At 41.8% G+C, this 20,383-nt stretch carries 19 protein-coding genes; 11 read left to right on the top strand and 8 right to left on the bottom strand.

Annotated elements, in window-relative coordinates:
• Positions 1–10 precede the first annotated feature (10 nt).
• The 7 genes from CKV81_RS07250 to CKV81_RS07220 all read right to left on the bottom strand — a co-directional run bounded on the left by CKV81_RS07250 (position 11) and on the right by CKV81_RS07220 (position 6,257).
• Complete coding sequence (locus tag CKV81_RS07250; protein WP_095071909.1) at positions 11–988, bottom strand: endonuclease/exonuclease/phosphatase family protein; 978 nt, start codon at positions 986–988, stop codon at positions 11–13.
• Positions 979–1,740: a rhomboid family intramembrane serine protease gene (locus tag CKV81_RS07245; protein WP_095071907.1), complete on the bottom strand. Its 762-nt coding sequence runs from the start codon at positions 1,738–1,740 to the stop codon at positions 979–981. Before CKV81_RS07245 ends, CKV81_RS07250 begins: the two co-directional genes overlap by 10 nt.
• 5 nt (positions 1,741–1,745) lie before the next feature.
• Entirely contained in the window at positions 1,746–3,515 is a 1,770-nt protein-coding gene (gene mutL, locus CKV81_RS07240; RefSeq protein WP_095071905.1) for a DNA mismatch repair endonuclease MutL, read from the bottom strand.
• Positions 3,516–3,804: 289 nt separating this feature from the next.
• Positions 3,805–4,452 (bottom strand): DUF4126 domain-containing protein, encoded by a 648-nt coding sequence (locus CKV81_RS07235; protein WP_095071903.1) that lies wholly within the window; start codon positions 4,450–4,452, stop codon positions 3,805–3,807.
• A gap of 61 nt (positions 4,453–4,513) precedes the next feature.
• The gene (rnpA, locus tag CKV81_RS07230) at positions 4,514–4,873 is read right to left on the bottom strand and encodes a ribonuclease P protein component (protein WP_095071901.1); all 360 of its coding nucleotides are present in this window, start codon (positions 4,871–4,873) and stop codon (positions 4,514–4,516) included.
• 8 nt (positions 4,874–4,881) lie between these two features.
• Entirely contained in the window at positions 4,882–5,637 is a 756-nt protein-coding gene (locus CKV81_RS07225; RefSeq protein ID WP_095071899.1) for a tRNA threonylcarbamoyladenosine dehydratase, read from the bottom strand.
• On the bottom strand, positions 5,634–6,257 hold the full coding sequence (locus CKV81_RS07220; RefSeq protein ID WP_095071897.1) for a TatD family hydrolase: 624 nt from the start codon (positions 6,255–6,257) through the stop codon (positions 5,634–5,636). Before CKV81_RS07220 ends, CKV81_RS07225 begins: the two co-directional genes overlap by 4 nt.
• 89 nt (positions 6,258–6,346) lie before the next feature.
• Here CKV81_RS07220 and CKV81_RS07215 point away from each other — a divergent pair, with 89 nt between their 5' ends.
• From CKV81_RS07215 to CKV81_RS07180, 8 genes are all read left to right on the top strand, one after another.
• The gene (locus CKV81_RS07215; protein ID WP_095074342.1) at positions 6,347–6,976 is read left to right on the top strand and encodes a TetR/AcrR family transcriptional regulator; all 630 of its coding nucleotides are present in this window, start codon (positions 6,347–6,349) and stop codon (positions 6,974–6,976) included.
• 96 nt (positions 6,977–7,072) lie between these two features.
• Positions 7,073–8,068 carry an outer membrane protein assembly factor BamD gene (locus CKV81_RS07210; RefSeq protein WP_095074338.1) on the top strand — a complete coding sequence of 332 codons (996 nt, stop codon included), beginning with the start codon at positions 7,073–7,075 and terminating at the stop codon, positions 8,066–8,068.
• Between the two features lie 39 nt (positions 8,069–8,107).
• Positions 8,108–8,431, top strand: a complete 324-nt coding sequence (locus CKV81_RS07205) for a DNA-directed RNA polymerase subunit omega (protein WP_095071893.1) — start codon at positions 8,108–8,110, stop codon at positions 8,429–8,431.
• Positions 8,432–8,544: 113 nt separating this feature from the next.
• The gene (gene coaBC / locus CKV81_RS07200) at positions 8,545–9,747 is read left to right on the top strand and encodes a bifunctional phosphopantothenoylcysteine decarboxylase/phosphopantothenate--cysteine ligase CoaBC (RefSeq protein ID WP_095071891.1); all 1,203 of its coding nucleotides are present in this window, start codon (positions 8,545–8,547) and stop codon (positions 9,745–9,747) included.
• A gap of 36 nt (positions 9,748–9,783) precedes the next feature.
• On the top strand, positions 9,784–10,689 hold the full coding sequence (gene porD / locus CKV81_RS07195; RefSeq protein WP_095071889.1) for a type IX secretion system protein PorD: 906 nt from the start codon (positions 9,784–9,786) through the stop codon (positions 10,687–10,689).
• 78 nt (positions 10,690–10,767) lie between these two features.
• Complete coding sequence (locus CKV81_RS07190) at positions 10,768–12,417, top strand: DNA repair protein RecN (RefSeq protein WP_095071887.1); 1,650 nt, start codon at positions 10,768–10,770, stop codon at positions 12,415–12,417.
• A 307-nt stretch (positions 12,418–12,724) separates the two neighbouring features.
• Positions 12,725–14,191, top strand: a complete 1,467-nt coding sequence (locus CKV81_RS07185) for a DUF5687 family protein (protein WP_095071885.1) — start codon at positions 12,725–12,727, stop codon at positions 14,189–14,191.
• A gap of 173 nt (positions 14,192–14,364) precedes the next feature.
• A complete protein-coding gene (locus CKV81_RS07180) occupies positions 14,365–15,075 on the top strand; it encodes an ABC transporter ATP-binding protein (RefSeq protein ID WP_095071883.1) in 711 nt (236 codons plus the stop codon).
• A 36-nt stretch (positions 15,076–15,111) separates the two neighbouring features.
• On the opposite strand, the gene fumC is transcribed toward CKV81_RS07180, so the two are convergent.
• Entirely contained in the window at positions 15,112–16,494 is a 1,383-nt protein-coding gene (gene fumC, locus CKV81_RS07175; protein WP_095071881.1) for a class II fumarate hydratase, read from the bottom strand.
• A 372-nt stretch (positions 16,495–16,866) separates the two neighbouring features.
• Between fumC and CKV81_RS07165 the strand changes: the two genes are divergently transcribed.
• The 3 genes from CKV81_RS07165 (at position 16,867) to prfA (ending at position 20,359) form a co-directional block, all read left to right on the top strand.
• On the top strand, positions 16,867–18,474 hold the full coding sequence (locus CKV81_RS07165; protein WP_095074337.1) for a fumarate hydratase: 1,608 nt from the start codon (positions 16,867–16,869) through the stop codon (positions 18,472–18,474).
• Positions 18,475–18,566: 92 nt separating this feature from the next.
• Positions 18,567–18,839, top strand: coding sequence for a hypothetical protein (locus CKV81_RS07160; protein WP_095071878.1), 273 nt, complete (start codon positions 18,567–18,569; stop codon positions 18,837–18,839).
• 434 nt (positions 18,840–19,273) lie between these two features.
• Positions 19,274–20,359, top strand: coding sequence for a peptide chain release factor 1 (gene prfA / locus CKV81_RS07155; protein ID WP_095071877.1), 1,086 nt, complete (start codon positions 19,274–19,276; stop codon positions 20,357–20,359).
• Positions 20,360–20,383 lie beyond the last annotated feature (24 nt).

The following is a 20,383-nucleotide window of genomic DNA, read 5'->3' as shown; positions in this document are numbered from 1 at the left end:
TTTTAAAACTTTAAAAATCAAAAGTCGCAATTACCGGAAAATGGTCGGAGAGTTTAACGCTGCGGTCCACTTTATACGATTTGGGTTTTATTTCTTTGGAGGAAAAAATATAGTCAATCCTTATCGGAAATTTATAATCATGGAAACTTGTCGCACTGCCGGTTCCGGCCACCACAAAAGCATCCTGCAAACCTTCCGATAAATGATAATATTCCCATGAATTCGGGACAGAATTGAAATCGCCGGTAAGAATAACCGGATACGGCGATTCTTTTACTGCCTTTCGTATATATACAATCTGTTCCTGATGCAGTTTAAAGGTTGGCACCAAACGCCTGATTAAATTTTTGGCCTTAACCGTATTCAGGTCGGCATCGGCTGTCGGCCTTACCATACTTTTTTCTAGCATAAAAGGCTCCAGATATACATTTATGAATCTGATAATTTTCCCGTGAATCTCAATATCAGCATAAAAGGCGTTTCCGTTCGCAGCAGTTTCAATAATGTTGCCGTGTTTCAGGAGCTTGTGTCTTGTTTTTAATGCTACAATCGGGTACTGCAGATATCCGGGATGTTCGCCCTCAAATCTGTTTTCCTGGAACAGCACCACGTCGGCGTTTTCTTTATCCATAAACTTGAAGAGTTCATCTTCGTTTTTATGCTTGGCGTATGCATGATTTTTTGTATTGAAAGATATGATTTTGAGGCTGCCCTCCTTTCCTGAATCAGGTGTATAATTGATCCACCGTCTTACCGGATTGAAAAACATCAATGAAATTAAAAGAAATACAATCGCCCTTTTTTTCCAGGTCAAAATCCAGAATAGTGTGAGGCAAAAATGTACAGTCATCAGCACCGGAAAGCCCAGTGAAAGCATATTAAGGTACCCAAAAATTTTAGGTGGAACGTATGCATTCAGAAGCGTTCCACACAGAAGCGCAACGACAATAATATGGATTATGAGAAAAAGAGCCCGTATTAATCCCATCTTCGGATGTGTTTCTTTCGGTAATAAAGTGCCATAAGAAAACCGACGATCGCGCCACCGATGTGTGCAAAATGTGCTACACTTCCCATTTGCCCGCTAAAGCCAAGGTAGAGCGAAACTAAAATAATGATTGGCAAAAGATATTTGGCTTTAATCGGAAACGGAATAAAAAGGAACATCAGTTTAGCATCCGGAAACATCGTAGAAAACGCCGCTACCACGCCGAAGATCGCTCCTGAAGCGCCAAGCATTGGGCTTCTTAAAGCTCCAAAAAGTTCCTGCGACAGAGCCATGGCCTGCTTAGAATTTGCTGAAATTGACATATCGCCGCTATAATTCAAATCAGACTTCCTGAAAATTTCAGCCACGTTCACTCCTAAATTTGAAAGTTCGGTAGTCAGCTGATTGATTTGATAAAAGTTCCAGACATTAAATAGAATGAAAGCGCCTAATCCGCTCAAAAAATATAGTAAAATAAATTTTCTTCCCCCCAAAACCTGCTCCAGAACTGGCCCAAAACTCCACAGCGTGAACATGTTAAATAATATATGGGTCAGCCCCACACCTTCGCCCATAGGCGCGTGCATAAACATATGCGTGATCACCTGCCACGATTTGAAATTTGGCGAAAAAGGGTAGAACGCCGAAAGAATTTCATACAGCTTTCCGTTGAGCAGAAAATTCGAGGCTAAATAAACCAAAACATTCAGAATGATGATGTTCTTGGTCACGGGAGTAATATTTCTGAACATTTCTATTAAAATTTATTTTTAAGTTCCTCCAAAGGCAGCTCTATAAAGCACTTTTTACCGTTTGGTGTATAGTTAGGGAAGCCAATTTTAGTGAACTCCTTGATCAGCTCTTCGGCTTCATATTTATAAATGAAATCGAAACGCGACTTCGAGTGCAGCTTATTCCACTGGTATTCGTAATAATTCATAAAGTCTTCTTCCGTGCGGTATTCCAGGATTTCAAAAAGATTTTCGAGGAATTTGATCACCTGCGTATCTTTCAGACCTTCGGGAACTGCATCGATCCGCAGCACGCTGTCGTGCGCAATCGTCATATCAAAACCGAGACCAGGGAGAAATTTCTTGATGGATTTGTATTTGTTTTTCTCGATTTCGTTCATGTGATATTCCAGCGAGAAGAGCAAAGACTGGCTTTCAGTACTGCGTTTTTTGCCTTTGTTGCGGTCTGCAACCACAATACGGTGCATTCTCCCCAAATCCAGCATCAGCGTTTTGTCACCTTTGTTGAAGAGCCAATAGCCGTTGGGCAGACGCATAAGGTCTTCATCAAAATCCTCGTCCTCAAAGAGATTAATTTTCGAAGGTGCTGCAGAAATGTTCTGGTCGTACATTTCCTGCAGGTTCACGACTCCTGTGGCCGACACTGAACTTTCTTCCTTAAAAGGATTAAAATCGCGGCTTACAGAAACAGAACTGCTGCTGCTGTTCATCGCGCTTCCGGAAGGCTGAGGTTTAAAGAACTCATCCATCTGCGGATCCCGGTCAAAATCCAGGCTCGGTGCAATATTGTAAATGCCGAGCGCTTTTTTGATGGTGGAACGCACCAATGCAAAAATCAGGTTTTCATCCTCGAATTTCACCTCTGTTTTTTGTGGATGTATATTCACATCGATTTTCTCAGGATCGATCTCCAGAAAAAGGAAAAAGGACGGCAGATAGCCCGGCAGCAAAAGCCCTTCAAAAGCATCCTGCACCGCACGGTTCAGATAAGGGCTTTTGAAAAAACGGTTGTTTACGAAGAAAAACTGTTCCCCACGTACTTTCTTGGCGCCTTCGGGTTTTGCCACGTATCCGTTTAGTTTTATCCAGTCCAAATCTTCCTTTATGGGGATTAAAAGTGGCTGCAGCTTGCGCCCAAAAATCTCTACCACGCGGTGCATCGGTGTTCCCCGGCGCAAGCGGAAGATGATATCATCGTTATGGAACAAATCAAACTCGATGTCAGGATGCGCCAGGGCTACCCTCTGAAATTCATCAATGATATGACGAAATTCCACATTGTTATTTTTCAGGAACTTGCGTCTTGCGGGAACGTTGTAAAATAAGTTTTTAACAGAAAAATTAGAACCCTCAGCTGTTTGAACCGGCTCCTGAAACTGCAGACCACCGCCTTCGATATAGATGTTGGTGCCGGCGGGTGCGCCCTGTTTTTTAGTCTTAAGCTCTACTTGCGCCACAGCGGCGATCGACGCCAAAGCCTCACCGCGAAAGCCTTTAGAAGAAATTTTGAAAATATCATCGGTGGTTCTGATCTTAGAAGTGGCGTGCCTTTCGAATGCCATTCTCGCATCTGTTTCCGACATTCCGATGCCGTTATCTACCACCTGCACGAGGTTTTTGCCCGCATCTCGGATGATCAGTTCTACCTTGGTGGCCTGTGCATCAATCGCATTTTCCAGCAGCTCCTTCACAATCGAAGCCGGTCTCTGCACCACTTCACCAGCCGCAATCTGGTTGGCAACGTGGTCCGGTAAAAGCTGAATGATGTCTGACATGTGTTCGGAATTTAACAAGCAAAAATAATGATTACAATCGGGAATAAAAATTTTTTTTGGGAGCCGGGAACCTGCTTTCGCTACTCGCTTTTTTTGGTGCCTTCGCAAACCTCAGTCACCAAAAAAGAGCTCAAACATGCGCTCAATCAGGGCTATGAGGAAACAACCGTTTTAAAAAAATGTTAAATTTAGATGGGATGCCCGCGATGTGGTAAGTAGGATTATCGGTTGCGTCTTTCTTATAAACAAAAAAATCCTCTGAGCCTCAGAGGAATATTTTTTATAACACTTATTCTAGCTGTCTTCTGTCAACAGCTTCCACGTCAACGGTTTTCGAGGGGCGGTCACTGTTGTAATCCCTGAATTTATTCCAAAGTTTTCTTCCCAACACGATCACTGTAATGATCAGGATAACAGCTGCAATTGCTGCGATGATAGGGGCTGCAATCGCCAGAAAAGACATAATTCCTGCTCCCGCTGTTTCGGTTGTTGCAACGACAGAATTGCCGAGTCCTCCTGTGGTAGCGGTCGAAGCCGCCCGTGTTCCTGCAAATCCCGAACTTATCGCCGCTGCAGTCCCGCCGCCGGCAATCAGTGCTAACGCCCACTGCGGAAATGTCCCGATGTCGGCAAACTGGCTGGCAAAAAGCACCGAGCCCGCTACAGTAGCCAACGGAACCGAAAGCGTATCAAGCAAATGATCAACATAGGGAATATAATAAGCCAAAACCTCCACAACCGTTGCGATACCGGTCGTAATTAATGTCGGCAGGCCGGAAAGCCATGCAAAGTTTTCATTCATTGGAATCCAGCCCATGTATGAAGCCAGGCTTACGGCGAACATGGGTAAAAATACCCTGAAGCCACTCGCTGCCGCCAGCCCGATTCCGATAAAAGCACTGATGGCGTAGGGTAAATAAGGAATGTTGTCTAACATCGGATTTAAGATTATTGTTTCACCCAAATTTACAAAAAGCGTGCTAATGTATTTTTGAAATTTATTTTTTTGATTTACAAAGGTTTAGAAAGTCTTTCTGTACATCGTTGAAATGTTCCGGCATATCCTTTGAAGCCCAGAAAAGCATTGATAATGAATGAGTTCCAAAACAGTCCGTGAAGACATTTTTATTCAGCCGGTAGGCTTCGCGAAGGAGCCTTTTGATCCGGTTTCGGTCAACCGCTTTTTTGAAGTTACGTTTTGAGACAGAAACGCCAACTTTTTGATTTAGAATCGAATCATCCTTCACAGAAATGATGCGGATACTGCCGAAGCTACGCCATTTCCCCTTCTCGAACAAGAAAGAGATTTCCTTTTTTTGCTTAAGTTTTTCATGTGTCGCGTACCCGTACTTTTTCATTTCAGAAATTAATCTTCTTCCGGTTTGTTGCTGCTGTTTCCCTTTTTCAATAAATAATTGATTACCTCACCGGCCGCAAACAATCCGAAAGCTGCAGGGATATAGCTTATTGTTCCGTAAAAGGACCGTTTAAAATTGGTGCCGTCAGTCAGCTTTAGGCTGTCTTCCCGTTGAAGCTCAGATGAAAATACACATTTAAAACCTTTCTGCAGGTTGCTTTCGCGTTTCAACCTTTTTCTAACCTGTTTTGCGAGATAACAGTTGTAGGTTTTGCTGATGTCTTTCACCTGTATTTTTGATGCGTCCATTTTTCCGCCGGCCCCCATACAAGAGATGATTTTAATTTTTCGGCGTCGCGATTCTTTAATCAAAGAAAGTTTTGGGGACACGCTGTCGATACAGTCCAAAACGTAATCGAAATTTTGGGAATCCAGGATTTCACCCATATTTTCCGGGTTCAGGAATTCGGTCTTTACGGTGAGTTCCAGTGCCGGATTAATGTCTGTTAATCTCGCAGCAACAATTTCGGCTTTGGTTTTTCCGACAGTAGAGTGCAGCGCCGGCAACTGACGGTTGATATTGGTTATGTCCACGGTGTCGCCGTCCACTATTGTCATCTTTCCGATTCCGGATCTTGCCAGAAATTCTGCCGCAAAGGAGCCGACTCCGCCCAAGCCCACTACCATCACATTGGCATTCTGGAGTTTTTCAGTTCCTTTTTCCTTTATTAAAAGTTCCGTGCGTTCCAGCCACTTTTTACTCATAAATTCCTGATTCGTTCTAGGTTTTCAAATATTTGATTTTGAAGATCTTCCGCGGTGATATTTTTTAATTCAGAAACTTTTTCATAGAGTTCGGCGATATCAAAATCGGCGTCATCGGTTTCCAGAAACATCCTTTCAACGGGAAAATCTTTTACAACAGTTTGCAAAGATACATTATGAAAAACTGCCCTTCCAAACGAGAGATAAAATCCGGAATTTACCAATTCATCAGCGATGCTTTGTTTTTTATTGAATCCATGAACGATTAGGGGAACTGCAGCGATTTTTGAAAATCTTATGAGCTGAAAAAATTTCCTTACGCAGTGAATGATTACCGGCTTTTTTACGTCATTAGCCCAAAGAATGTGTTTTTCAAAAACGGTTTCCTGCAGTTTTTCATCAACATCTGTTAAACCGTCGAGGCCGCATTCTCCTATCGCCCCGCAGTTTGATTTTAAACTTGCCTCTTTTACCCGACGAAAGTCACTTTCCCATTGTGAACTGATATCTTTTGGGTGGATGCCTGTGGAGAAAAGGTGCTCGGGCGTCTCGTCGCGAAAATTCAGGTTGTAGATACCGTTGAGGTATTTTTTATGATGGTGAAAGTCGAAGAAAGACATCTTCAAAATTAAACAAAAAACGATATTGTTTTTTTAAACACTTGTTTGTTAACGGAAAAAAAGATATTTTTACTCAAACAAAGAATGGTATGAAAAAAAAATTTACAGATAAACAGCTCAAGATTCTGGATGTGGCTGAGGAACTGATTGCTAAAAAAGGTTTCGACGGCACGTCTGTACGTGATATTTCTGCAAAAGCCAACATCAATGTCGCTATGATTTCCTATTATTTCGGCTCTAAGGAAAAGATGCTGGCTTACCTTTACCAGTACCGGGTTTTGCGAACCAGGGAAAGTTTTGCCGAATTTGCGCAGACGATCCGCGAAGGGAAGCCTGAAATGCAGATGAAAGAAATTATAAAATTCATCGTAAACCAAATGTTTAAGTATAATTATTTTCATGCATTTGTAAAACAGGAAGTTCGGCACACAGACTTGGTAAAAGATGAACTTGTGGAGTTTTACCGCACCGCGACGGATAAAATTGATGAGGTGATTAAAAAAGGAGTGGCTTCCGCAGTTTTCCACCAAACGCCAAAAGCGGAAGATGTGCTGACGATTATTATAGGCACAGCAGTTTTCGCGATCAGGAATAAAGTTTTCTATGAAGTTTACCTTCCGGGAGATGAGGCAGACTTTTTGAAAAATGCCGAACAGAAAGTGAAAGCCAGCAATTACCAGACAATATTTTCACTGCTTGGTTACCAACCCGAAGGATAACTGCGTTAAAGTATCTTAAAAAAGAATCTATTGCCAAAAAAATCCTATTTTTGCAAATTGAAAATATAATCGCAATACACGATTTTGACTGATTTTATGAGAAAAATAATCACCCTGTTTATTTTGGTGTTTCTGGTAAGTGCCTGCAACAAGAAGTTTGATGATGCCATGAAAAGTGCAGACAAGAACCTTATTTTACAAACGGCAAATGAGTATTTTGCCGATCAAAAATGGACCCAGGCAATAGCTTTATACGAAAGACTTCCAAATTTAGTAGCCGGAACCGATGATGCAAAGACGGTAGTCTTCAACACAGCATACGCCAATTACTACGACAAACAGTACCGCGTTGCAGCCCACCATTTCAAGAATTTTTCTGTAACATTTCCGGAAGATCCACGAGCTGAAGAAGCAGCTTATATGTCCGCCATTTGCTACTATGAAGGATCTATGGATTATAACCTGGACCAGAAAAACACGGAATCTGCAATAAATGAACTGCAGAATTTCCTTACAAATTATCCCAATTCGGAAAAAGCTAAAAACATCAACGAAAGGATCGATGATCTTTCCTACAAGCTTGAGTTCAAGGCGTTTGAAAATGCAAGACAGTATTTCAAAATGAACGAGTATAAAGCAGCTGTGGTAGCTTTCGAAAATGTTTTGGCAGATTTTCCAAGTACAAAGCTTCGCCCGAAGATTAATGATTATATCTTGAAGTCTAAATATCATTTGGCGATGAACTCAATTTACGATAAAAAGGAGGACAGGCTGAATGAGGCAGTAGCTTACACAAGATTTATCGAGAAAGAAATGCCTGATACAGATACTTATAAAACGGCATTGGACTACAGAGAAAAACTGGAAGCTGAAAAAGTGAGATTCGCAAAAGTGAAAGAGCAGGTAGAAGCAGAAAAAGTTAGGATTGCCGAAAAACAAAAGGCTGCACAGGCAGTACTTGACGCTAAAGAGAAGAAAAAAGAAGACCAGATCCTTCACAAAGCTGAAGCCGATGCTCAGCAAGTAAAAGTTGACAGCGCTGCAGCGGCACAACCACAATCGGGTGCAACTTTCAAGATTAAAAGAAATTAATTATCTTTGCAGCCCAAATAATTAACAAATCACCTGAAAATGAGTGTAAAAGATACAAAAGCAGAACTGTCTACCGTAACTTACGACAGAGATAAAATTGAAGAAAAAGTAGGCTCAATCTACGAAGCCATCGTAATTATGGGTAAAAGAGCTGAGCAGATCAACGCGGAAATCCGTGCGGAACTACATTCTAAATTAGACGAATTTGCGGTGCACAATACCACTTTGGAAGAAGTTTTCGAAAACAGAGAACAGATTGAAATATCCAAGCACTACGAAAAACTTCCCAAGCCCACATCAATCGCTATTGAAGAGTGGCTGAATGAGGACATCTATTTCAGAAAAACTGAAGAAAAGAAATAATCTGTATTTTTACAGTAAGCGAAAGTCGCATCGGTCACGGTGTGACTTTTGTTTTTTAGCAGGTTCTGAAAATAATTAAAATCCTTACCTTCGTTCAATCCAAAAAACATAAAATGTCACTACAGGGAAAACGGATTTTGCTCATCATCACAGGCGGCATCGCAGCTTATAAAATGAATCACCTGGTTCGTGATTTTATAAAAAAAGATGCGGAAGTAAAGGTCGTCCTCACACCTTCGGCGGAAAATTTTGTTTCGAAACTGACGCTTTCTACGCTTTCTAAAAATGAGGTTTTAACTGATTTTTACCGGGAAAACGGAAGCTGGAACAACCATGTAGAACTGGCTCTTTGGGCAGACCTGATCCTGATTGCGCCCTGTACTGCAAATACTCTGGCTAAAATTGTACACGGCCAATGTGATAACCTCGCGATTGCTGCTTATATGTCGGCAAAATGTCCTGTCTTCATCGCTCCGGCAATGGATTTGGATATGTATGCTCACCCTTCCACAAAACAAAATTTAGAGCTGGCGGAAGATTTTGGGCATACGATTATTCCGGCCGAATACGGTGAGCTTGCAAGCGGTTTGACAGGGCAGGGAAGGCTCGCTGAACCTGAGACAATTTTGAAAACCGTAGAAGATCATTTTAATAAAAATTACTCTCAAAATTTAAAAGGAAAAACAGTTCTGATCACTGCTGGCCCAACTTACGAAGCCATTGACCCGGTGCGTTACATCGGAAATCATTCATCGGGAAAAATGGGATTTTCTCTTGCGGAAGAAGCGGCAAAACGTGGGGCAAAAGTGATTTTAGTCTCGGGGCCGTCTTCACAGAAAACAAGTAATCCTGAGATAGCGTTACACCGGGTAACATCAGCAAAAGAAATGTTTGATGAAGTTTTCAAACATTATGAAAATGTGGATATTGCCATTGCCAGCGCTGCCGTTGCGGATTATGCTCCGAAGGAAGTCGCCTCAGAAAAAATCAAGAAAAATGACGATACTCTTGTCATTGAACTCGTAAAGAATCCTGACATTCTGAAAACAATGGGCGAACGGAAACACCGGCAGTTCCTCGTTGGTTTTGCTCTTGAAACCCAGAACGAGGAAGAAAATGCCAAAGGAAAACTTGAGAAAAAAAATCTCGATATGATCGTGCTTAATTCGCTGCGTGACGAGGGGGCCGGCTTTAAAAATGATACCAACAAGATCCACATCATCACCATGCATGAAAACCGGGAATTTGCTTTGAAATCTAAGGATGATGTTGCCAAAGACATTATGAACTTCATCGAGGAAAAGACTTTAAAATAAAAACCCGTTCTTTCCGTTTCTAACAAAAAATTTTTGATGAAAAAACTACTTTTGATACTGTCACTTTTATCGGTTTTTAATTTTGCCTATTCGCAGGAAATTCTGGCAAATGTGCAGGTGAATTACAGCCAGCTTGGCGGCAGCAATGTGCAGGTTTACAGGACTTTGGAAAAAAGCCTTCGCGATTTTATCAATAATACATCCTGGACAGGGAAAAAACTTCAGAATTTCGAGAAAATCAAGTGTAATTTCGCCATCGTCATCAGCTCAAAAGAAGGGAACAACCAGTACCAGTCGTCAATCGTGGTGCAGGCGGTACGGCCGGTTTTTAATTCAACTTATGAGTCTCCGTTATTAAACATCAATGATTCCAATTTTTCTTTTGAATATAATGAAAATGAGAACCTTACATTTAATGAAAGGCAATTCTCCGGGAAGAATCTGATTGATGTGGTCAGCTTTTATGTGTACACGATCTTAGGTTATGACGGCGACAGTTTCCGGGCAAATGGCGGCCAGGAATGGTTTGTAAAAGCACAGAAAATTTCCCAAAATTCCCAAAATCAGAAATTCAGCGGCTGGTCAGTCGTTGAGGGTCCGCGAACAAGGGGAAATCTTATTGACAACATCCTTAAGCAGGAAAATTCAGTGATGCGGAATACATTTTATGCCTATCACCGGAATGGTTTGGATAATTTGTGGAATCAGGATCAAAGCTCTGCCAAAAGAGTCATCGCAGAATCTCTCCTCAACTTGAAATATTATGAAAACAACTTCCAGATGAATTATCCTTTCAATATTTTTATTGAAAGCAAAAAGCAGGAAATATATGATATTTTCGCCAGCGCAAACAATGCGAATTTGAACATCAACGATTTGAAAAACCTTATGAATACGCTTTCACCTAAAGACACTGAAAGCAAATGGAGCAAATGGAAATAAGCCTTAGTTTTGTTTATTAATTTGGGTTTTAAAATTATTTAAATCCTCTATTTCTCGTAGTTTCCGTATTTTTGCAGTATGCTCAACCGAATTTTTATACAGAATTTTGCGCTTATCGATTCGCTGGATATCAGTTTGGATAAGGGTTTACAGGTCATCACGGGTGAAACCGGCGCCGGTAAATCGATTATTCTTGGAGCTTTGCGCCTGATTTTGGGTGAGAGAGCCGACCTGAAAGCCATAGCAGATGCCGGCAAAAAAAGTGTGGTTGAAGCCGAATTTACTGTTCCCCAACAAGTGCAGGGTTTCTTTGAAGAACATGATCTGGATTTTGAAACTCCAACCATAATCCGCCGCGAAATTTTGCCGGCAGGAAAGTCGAGAGCGTTTGTAAATGATGTTCCCGTAACGCTGGAAGTGCTGAAAAACCTTTCTGCAAACCTGGTCGACATCCATTCGCAGTTTGAAACATCCAATCTTTTTTCAGAAGATTATCACTTTAAAATCATAGACGGGCTTTCAAAAAATAAAACTTTAATTGCAGGCTACCAAAGCGAATTTTATAAAGTTAAAAGTATTGAGAAAAACCTTCAGAGCCTAAAAAATCAACTGGCAGAAGGAAATAAAGAAGCCGATTACAAAAATTTTCTGCTCAGCGAACTTCAGGAGATTAATCTTGATGAAACCGATTTTGAGGATTTGCAGACCAAACTTTCCACCCAGGAAAATGCGGGAATAATTTCCGAAAACCTTGCCAGTATTTTTGCCAGGTTCGATGCGGAAGAAATCGGTGTCTTGGATGCGGTGCTGGATTCCAAAAGCAAACTTTCGAGAGTGGCAGATCTTTCACACGAATTTTCTGAACTGAAACAGCGTTTCGAGGAAAATTTTGTGGAATTAAAGGATATTCTTTTCGAACTCCAGAACAAAGCAGAGCAGATTGAGGTGAATCCGGAACTTCTGGAGGTACTCAACTCAAAAATCAACAAATTAAATGCGCTGTTTCTGAAGCACAATGTAACGACGGTTCCCGAACTTATTGAAATTCGTGAAAAATTTTCCGGCGAGCAGAGAGGGTTTGCCGAACTTGAAAATTACATCGCTGAAAGTGAAAAAGAACTGGCCGCAACCTATGAAAATTTAGAAAACCTCGCTGCTAAGCTTTCAGAAAACAGGAAAAAATCCGCACCGGTTTTTACCAAAAAAATTGAAGAACTCCTGAAGCAGCTCGGTTTGGAAAAAGCCAAATTCGAAGTTCAGTTGGATGAATCAAAGGATTTTAATCTGTTTGGAAAAGAAAATATTTCAATCCTGTTCCAGGCAAATTCCGGATTCCCGCTCAAGCCGATTCAAACTGCGATTTCCGGTGGTGAGCGCTCCAGAGTGATGCTGGCCGTGAAGAAAATTATGGCTGAAAACGCTGAACTTCCGACACTGATTCTCGATGAAATCGATACCGGAGTTTCCGGTAAAGTTGCTGATGAAATGGGTAAAGTAATGCAGGAAATGTCCAGAGATATGCAGCTGATTGTGATTACGCACCTCGCACAGGTCGCCGCCAAAGGCAACAACAATTACAAAGTGGTGAAAAAGGAAATTTCAGGCCGCACCCAATCCACAATTATTTCTTTAAACTCCGAAGAAAAACTTCAGGAGATCGCACAGCTTCTTTCAGGCTCAAAAATCACGGAAGCCGCCTTGAAGCAGGCGGAAGAACTGATGAAATAACTTTTTGTAGAAAGGTCATTCACCCTTATCATTTACAAGACTGTTTTTAATCATTTATGAAGGTTTGCTGATAATTTTCCTGTACTAAAACAGGAAGTGCAGGAAAGCGATGCTGTTGTTTTCCACAAAATACACTAATTTCATTGGGTGCCGCGCATTTGCAATATAAATTTGGCCTGATAATGCAATTCGTGAAAATTGGCTACAAATTGCCCAATTGAGATGAAAACCGGAAAAAATTTATCCTTTAAGCCATAGAAGTGTAACAATTACTATTTTTTTGGCACTAATTCATAAAACTTAAACTATGTATCTGCGCCTCCTTTCCCTGGAAATCAAAAGTTTTTTCCGCAGCCCGCAGTTTGGGACAAATCTTGCGGTGAAAATCCTTGCGGCTTTCGGAATTGTTTACTTCGCTTTGGTGTTTCTTGCGATGCCGTTTCTTTTTTTTAAGGTTTCAACCGAAGAATTAGGAATGGAACCTTTAAGGCTTTTCAGCAGGTTTTTTATCTATTATTGGGCCCTGGATTTGGTGATCAGGTATTTCGTACAGCAAATGCCAACGCAGAATATTAAACCGTTTCTTACACAGAACATTACCAAAACAAAAGTGGTTAATTATACGGTTCTGAAAACTTTTTTGAGTGCGTTCAATTGGCTGAATCTGCTCTTTTTAATTCCGTTTGCGGGGCTTCTGATTTTCGATGCCGGACTTTCACCGGTGAGTGTTGTTATGTTCATCATTGGAATTATCTTTGTCTTTTATTTCAATAATTTTTTGAATATTTTGCTGAATGGTAAAGATGCCGTGCTCTGGGTCGTGGCTGCAGCCGTCATTATCCTGGGTGCTTTAGACTATTACGGAATCATCCATTTAACGCAATTTTCTGAAAAGTTTTTTTATTCATTTTACGAAACTCGCGGTGTCTTTCTCATTCCGGTGTTTCTCACGGCAGCTGCGGCATTTTTTGCCCATAAGAACATTAAAAACAATTTTTATCTCGATAAAGGCCTTGAACTGAAAAAAGCAGAAGGTAAAACTGAAAACATCGAATTCCTGAACCGCTTCGGCGTTACCGGGACATTTATCAATAACGATGTCCGCCTCCTGAAACGCAGCAAAGCAGCCCGCTCTGCACTACTGATGAGCATAGCTTTTTTGTTCTACGGGCTTTTTCTTTTCAATGGAGCTTACAAATCAGATTTTATGCAGCTTTTTGCAGCAATTTTCGTCACTGGCGGCTTTATGATGATGTTCGGGCAGCGCGTTCCGGCTTGGGACAGCTCGTATTATCCGCTTATGATGACCCAAAATGTGCCCTACAGGCAGTACCTAAAGGCAAAATGGTCCATCATCGTTCTGGGAATCTTCATATCATTAATATTATCCGTGTTTTACCTCTACTTCGGCATGGAAATTTGGCTGACAGTTTTAGGGGCCGGACTTTACAATCTGGGCGTCAATTCTTATGTCACGCTTTTGGCAGGAGCATACAACAAACAGGCGATCGACCTCAATTCCAGTGCGAAATCCTTTGGTGGCGGCAAAAATAATTTCAATATCAAGATTTTGCTGCTGCTGATTCCGCAGTTACTCCTGCCAATGGCGGTTTACGCTTTGGTAAAGTCGTTTGCAGGGCAGCTTCCCGCGGTTGCGGCTCTTGGAATTCTTGGAATTATTGGATTTTTCCTGCGCGACCGGATCTTCGCTTTCATCGTAAAAGTTTATAAAAACGAAAAATATTCTACATTGACGGCCTTCAAAAAAGTTTAAAATTTGGGCGTGTCCCTCGCAGCAGCATTGCCACCGCCCGGGTCGCTACGTCCGCTGCAATCTTTTTTGCAGAGCAAAAAAGGATTTCCGCTGCCATCGCTCACGCAGGAGCCCCAAAAAGCCTAATCTCAACCGGTTGAGCAAAATTAAACCACACTAAACCATATAAAATAATGATTTCTGTACAAAATATTTCGAAAATTTACGGTGACCGAAAAGTTTTAGATATTCCCACTCTTGAGATTCCTAAAGGTGAAAGTTTCGGCTTGGTCGGCAACAACGGTGCCGGAAAAACCACCCTTTTCAGTCTTTTACTTGATTTGATCGAGCCGAGTTCCGGATTTATTTCCATTGATGGCATTAAGGTCAATGAATCTGAACTGTGGAAAACCAAGGTCTCGGCCTTTATTGATGAAACATTTCTTATCGGTTATCTTACACCGGAAGAATATTTTTATTTCCTGGGCGAACTGCGCGGACAAAACAAAGCAACTGTGGATGAATTCCTGAAACATTTTACCGATTTCTTTAATGGCGAAATTCTAAATGCCAAGAAATACATCCGAGACCTTTCTAAAGGAAACCAGAAAAAAGTCGGAATTGTTGGCGCCCTTATTGGCAATCCTGAAATTATCATTCTGGACGAACCTTTTGCCAACCTCGATCCTTCCACGCAGATTAAACTCAAAAAACTCATCAAAGATTGGCGGCAGAATGAACAGGTCACGTTCCTGATTTCCAGTCACGATTTGGCACATACCACGGAAGTCAGCAATCGGATTGTCCTTTTAAACCGCGGTGTCATCGTGCGGGATATTCAAACCAGTCCCGAAACTTTACAGGAACTGGAAAATTTCTTCGCCGGAACCTCCGAAATTGAATAAACAAAGCCCCATCGCGGGGCTTCTAACTTCCATCTGTCACACCATATCCTCCGGTTTTACCCATTCATCAAACTGTTCTTCGGTCAGCAAACCAAGATTGATGGCTTCTGCTTTTAGCGTTGTTCCATTTTTGTGGGCAGTTTTTGCAATTTTAGCGGCATTTTCGTAACCAATATGTGTGTTCAGGGCGGTTACAAGCATTAATGATTTATCAACCAATTCTTTTATCCGGGGTTCATTCGCTTCAATACCAACCGCACAATGATCATTGAAGGAGATACACGCATCGCCAAGCAATTGCGCCGACTGCAGGAAGTTATAAGCCATCACCGGCTTAAAAACATTCAGTTCATAGTTGCCCTGAGTTCCCGCAAAAGAAATCGTAGTGTCATTACCCAAAACCTGTGCGCAAACCATGGTTAACGCTTCATTTTGTGTTGGGTTTACTTTGCCGGGCATAATGGAAGAACCCGGCTCGTTTTCGGGAATAAAAATTTCGCCAATTCCTGATCTCGGTCCGGAAGCCAGCATTCTGATATCCTGTGCAATTTTGTAGAGTGCGACGGCAAGTTGTTTCAGCGCGCCGTGAGTTTCTACAATGGCGTCGTGTGCGGCGAGCGCTTCAAATTTATTTTCAGCGGTTTTGAAAGGATGTCCGGTAAAATTTGAAATATAATCGGCAACTTTCAGGTCGTATCCTTTTGGTGTGTTTAGCCCGGTTCCAACGGCAGTTCCGCCCAAAGCCAGTTCTGAAAGGTGAGGCAGTGTATTTTTAATAGCTTTCACTGAAAAATTTAGTTGAGCAACATATCCGGAAAATTCCTGACCTAAAGTTAAAGGTGTTGCATCCATCAGATGCGTTCTTCCGATTTTGACAATATTTTTAAACTGCTTCGCTTTTTCATCCAGTGTTGATTTTAACTTTTCAACCGCAGGAATGGTGTGTTCCACAACTTTTTTATAGGCTGCAATGTGCATTGCCGTTGGGAAGGTGTCATTGGAACTCTGTGATTTGTTCACGTCATCATTTGGGTGAATTTCAGATTTTTCTCCTAACACTCCGCCATTATTCGCGTGGGCTTTATTCGAGATTACTTCATTCAGGTTCATATTGCTCTGAGTTCCGCTGCCGGTTTGCCAAATCACCAGAGGAAACTGGTCATCAAGTTTTCCTTCCAGAATTTCGTCACAAACTTTAGCGATCATGTCTCTTTTTGCGGTCGGTAGAACGCCTAAATCTGCGTTGGTGAATGCGGCGCCCTTTTTAAGAATGGCAAAAGCCTCAATGATTTCCTTCGGCATACTTCCTTCTTCGCCAATTTTAAAATTATTACGGGAACGTTCGGTCTGTGCACCCCAGAATTTATCTGCAGGAACCTGCACCTGGCCCATTGTGTCGTGTTCTGTTCTGTAATCCATAGTTTGAAAAATTTTGTTTTTACAAGATACAATTATTTGCAGAATTAGTAATTTTATAAAAATTAAAAAAACTGATGTCTGAAAAAACAATTACTGCAGCCCACTGTTTTTTGCGGTAAACAGAAGGCCATAAATTATCTTGACATTCGCGGTAACCCAATTTGCAGAATTGTTGAACAAGGTTAGGAAACACAAATGATGAAATAAAAAAAGCCGTCTCACCACCAGTGAAAACGGCTTTTTTTGCGTTTGTTCCCGACATCCTTATGGTGAGTGGTTTTCGTACAGATCATTCTCAGCCTGCATCAATTTGTTCTGAGGCTTTTTTTCCATCCCCAATTTTCCGTAAATTTACCCATCAAAATATATAAGATGGAATTTCAGTATCAGGATCCTTATCCTATTCTAAAAGACGACACCCAATACAAAAAACTCACTTCAGATTACGTAAAAGTTGAACAACATGGCAACAGGGAAATTCTTACCGTTGATCCGAAAGGTTTGGAACTGCTTTCAGAACACGCCTTGGCCGATGTTTCCTTTATGCTTCGCTCTTCGCATCTTGAAAAATTACGAAAAATTATTGACGATCCCGAAGCAACAGATAACGACCGTTTTGTGGCATACAATCTTCTGCAGAACGCTGCAGTAGCGGTGGAAGGCGCTTTGCCGAGTTGTCAGGATACCGGCACAGCAATCTGTGTGGCCAAAAAAGGCCAAAATGTTTACACCGGCGTTGATGATGCAGAATGGATTTCCAAAGGAATTTTCAATACCTATCAAAACCGCAATTTAAGGTATTCCCAGGTTGTGCCTTTAAGCATGTTTGAGGAAAAAAACTCCGGATCTAATTTACCTGCGCAGATTGATATTTACGCCGATAAAGGCGATACGTACAAGTTTTTATTTCTGGCAAAAGGAGGCGGTTCTGCCAACAAAACTTTCCTTTACCAAAAAACAAAATCGCTGCTCAACGAAAAATCTTTAGACGAATTTGTGAGAAAAACCATCCTCGATTTGGGAACTGCGGCTTGTCCACCTTATCATTTGGCTTTGGTCATCGGTGGAACTTCCGCGGAAGCCAATTTAGCAGCCGTGAAAAAAGCAAGTGCCGGCTATTACGACAATCTTCCGACTGAAGGAAATATGGGCGGACAAGCCTTTCGCGATTTGGAGTGGGAAGCCCGTGTTCAGAAAATCTGTCAGGAATCCTCTATTGGCGCGCAGTTTGGCGGAAAATATCTAACCCACGATGTTCGGGTGATTCGACTTCCGAGACACGCGGCAAGTTGTCCTGTAGGAATGGGCGTTTCCTGTTCTGCGGATAGAAATATTAAAGCAAAGATCACCAGAGACGGTATTTTCCTGGAGCAATTAGAAGAAAATCCTAAACGTTTCCTTCCCGATACTCCTCCACATTTGGAAGAGCCGGTAGTGGTTGATTTAAACAGGCCAATGAAGGAAGTTTTGGCTGAACTGTCACAGTATCCTATAAAAACAAGGCTGAAACTCAACGGAACATTAATCGTCGCCCGTGATATTGCCCACGCCAAGATCAAAGAAATCATCGACAGCGGAAAACCGATGCCCGAATATTTCAAAAATCACCCTGTTTATTATGCCGGACCTGCCAAAACACCGGACGGAATGCCCTCGGGAAGCTTCGGACCTACAACAGCTGGAAGAATGGATGTTTACGTTGATGAGTTTCAAAGCCATGGGGGCAGCATGATCATGCTCGCAAAAGGAAACAGAAGCAAAGAAGTTACCGATGCCTGCGCAAAACACGGTGGTTTCTACCTTGGTTCCATCGGCGGACCTGCAGCCATTTTAGCAAAAGAAAATATTTTGAACGTAGAAGTTGTAGATTTCCCGGAATTGGGAATGGAAGCCGTGCGCAAAATCGAAGTCAAAGATTTTCCCGCATTCATCATTACCGATGATAAAGGAAATGATTTCTTCGCCAGTTTAGCACATTAATGGCAGGAAAAAGCAATCAAGCTGCACAATTCCGCAACAAAAACTTTTGTAATAATAGAAAATAACTTAATTTTGCTCAAAATCTAAGAAAGATGTTAACAGTATTAGCGCTTTGGCCTTTTTACCAGTTCCTTTGGTTCGTATTTTTCCTTACCATGTTCCTAATCGGTTTCTGGTGTATTTTCATGTTCTTCGGAGTTGTAATTCCAATGTGGCTTACACAAGGTTTAGCGGAATATTTCGGTAAAACAAAACCTTTCGATCCGGAAGATATCCGCCGCAGAACTGTAGTGGAGCAGGGTGCAGAGGTTATTTACAGCAATCCAAAAGGCGAAGGCCCGTTCATACACCACGATCATCATTAATTGGTGATATCGCTCTTCCGACATGTTTTCCGGAAAGAGGGATACTCAAAGCAAAACAATATATTGATGTCAGCTTCTAAATTTTTTAGGAGCTGATTTTTTATGGTGGGAGCACCGGATTAATTTTAAAATTAGAAGCATAACGGTTTCTCATTCTTCAGCACATCACAGCCCGCTGTCCGCACTCGCTCTTTTTTGTTGGCTTCGGGAACCTCAGCCATCAAAAAAGGAGCTCAAACAACCGCTCCCATCGGGGCTAAAAGCACTTTCCTCTTTCTTTAGACATTTTCTGTATTTTTTTATTAATCGCAAATTGAGGATCCGGTCGAATTACTTTATTTCAAAACAAAGAGCAGATTTTCCTATCTTTGCGCACAAATTTTTTACAGATCAGTGTATTCCACTCTGCAACCTGTAACCTTAAATCCATTAAAATGGCTAAATCCCTAATTCCCAAACTCGAAGCAATAAAACAGCGGTACAATGAAGTAGCAGATCTTATCATTCAGCCGGATGTGATTTCGGACCAGAAAAAATACGGCCAGCTCAATAAAGAATACAGCGACCTCGGCAAAATCGTGAAGGTTTACGATGAATACAAAGGCGCACTCGACACGATTGCAGAATCCGATGAAATCATTGCCGACGGTTCCGACAAAGATCTGGTAGATCTTGCCAAAATGGAAAAGCAGGAAGCCATCGAAAAAATTCCTGATCTGGAAGAACAATTAAAAGTCCTTCTGATTCCTAAAGATCCGGCCGATGACAAAAACGTCATCGTGGAACTCCGTGCCGGAACTGGTGGCGACGAAGCCGCAATTTTTGTGGAAGACATTTACCGCATGTATACCATGTATTTCAAAACCAAAGGGTGGCGCCACGAAGTTACCGATGCCAATGAAGCATCCAAAGGTTATAAGGAACTCGTAATGAAAGTGGAAGGCGATGGTGTTTACGGAATTATGAAATTTGAGTCCGGTGTACACCGCGTACAGCGTGTTCCTGAAACAGAATCGCAAGGTCGCGTTCATACCTCGGCAATTACTATTGCTGTATTACCCGAAGCTGAAGAAGTGGATGTGGAAATCAACCCTGCAGATATCGAGATGCAGACTTCCCGTTCAGGAGGTGCCGGAGGACAGAACGTAAACAAGGTTGAAACAAAAGTACAGCTGACGCATAAACCTTCAGGTATTGTCGTGGTTTGTCAGCAGGCGCGTTCACAGTTGGCAAACAGAGAGTTGGCCATGGAGATGCTCCGTGCAAAACTGTACGATATCAAACTTCAGGAAGTTGTGGGCGATATTGCGGCACAGCGTAAAACCATGGTTTCCACTGGTGACCGTTCCGCAAAAATCAAAACCTACAATTATCCGCAAGGCCGTGTAACAGACCACAGGATCAACAAATCGGTCTACAATCTGGATGCTTATATGAACGGTGATATCCAGGAAATGCTGGACGCCGTCATTATGGCTGAAAATGCTGAAAAGATGAAAGGCGAAGAGGAAAATTATTAAACATTTTGTTCCGATAAAATACTA

The sequence above is a fragment of the Chryseobacterium taklimakanense genome (genome assembly GCF_900187185.1).
Classification (GTDB): domain Bacteria; phylum Bacteroidota; class Bacteroidia; order Flavobacteriales; family Weeksellaceae; genus Planobacterium; species Planobacterium taklimakanense.
The sequence above is the reverse complement of the archived record's forward strand: the minus strand, read 5'-3'. Positions and strand labels throughout refer to the sequence as shown.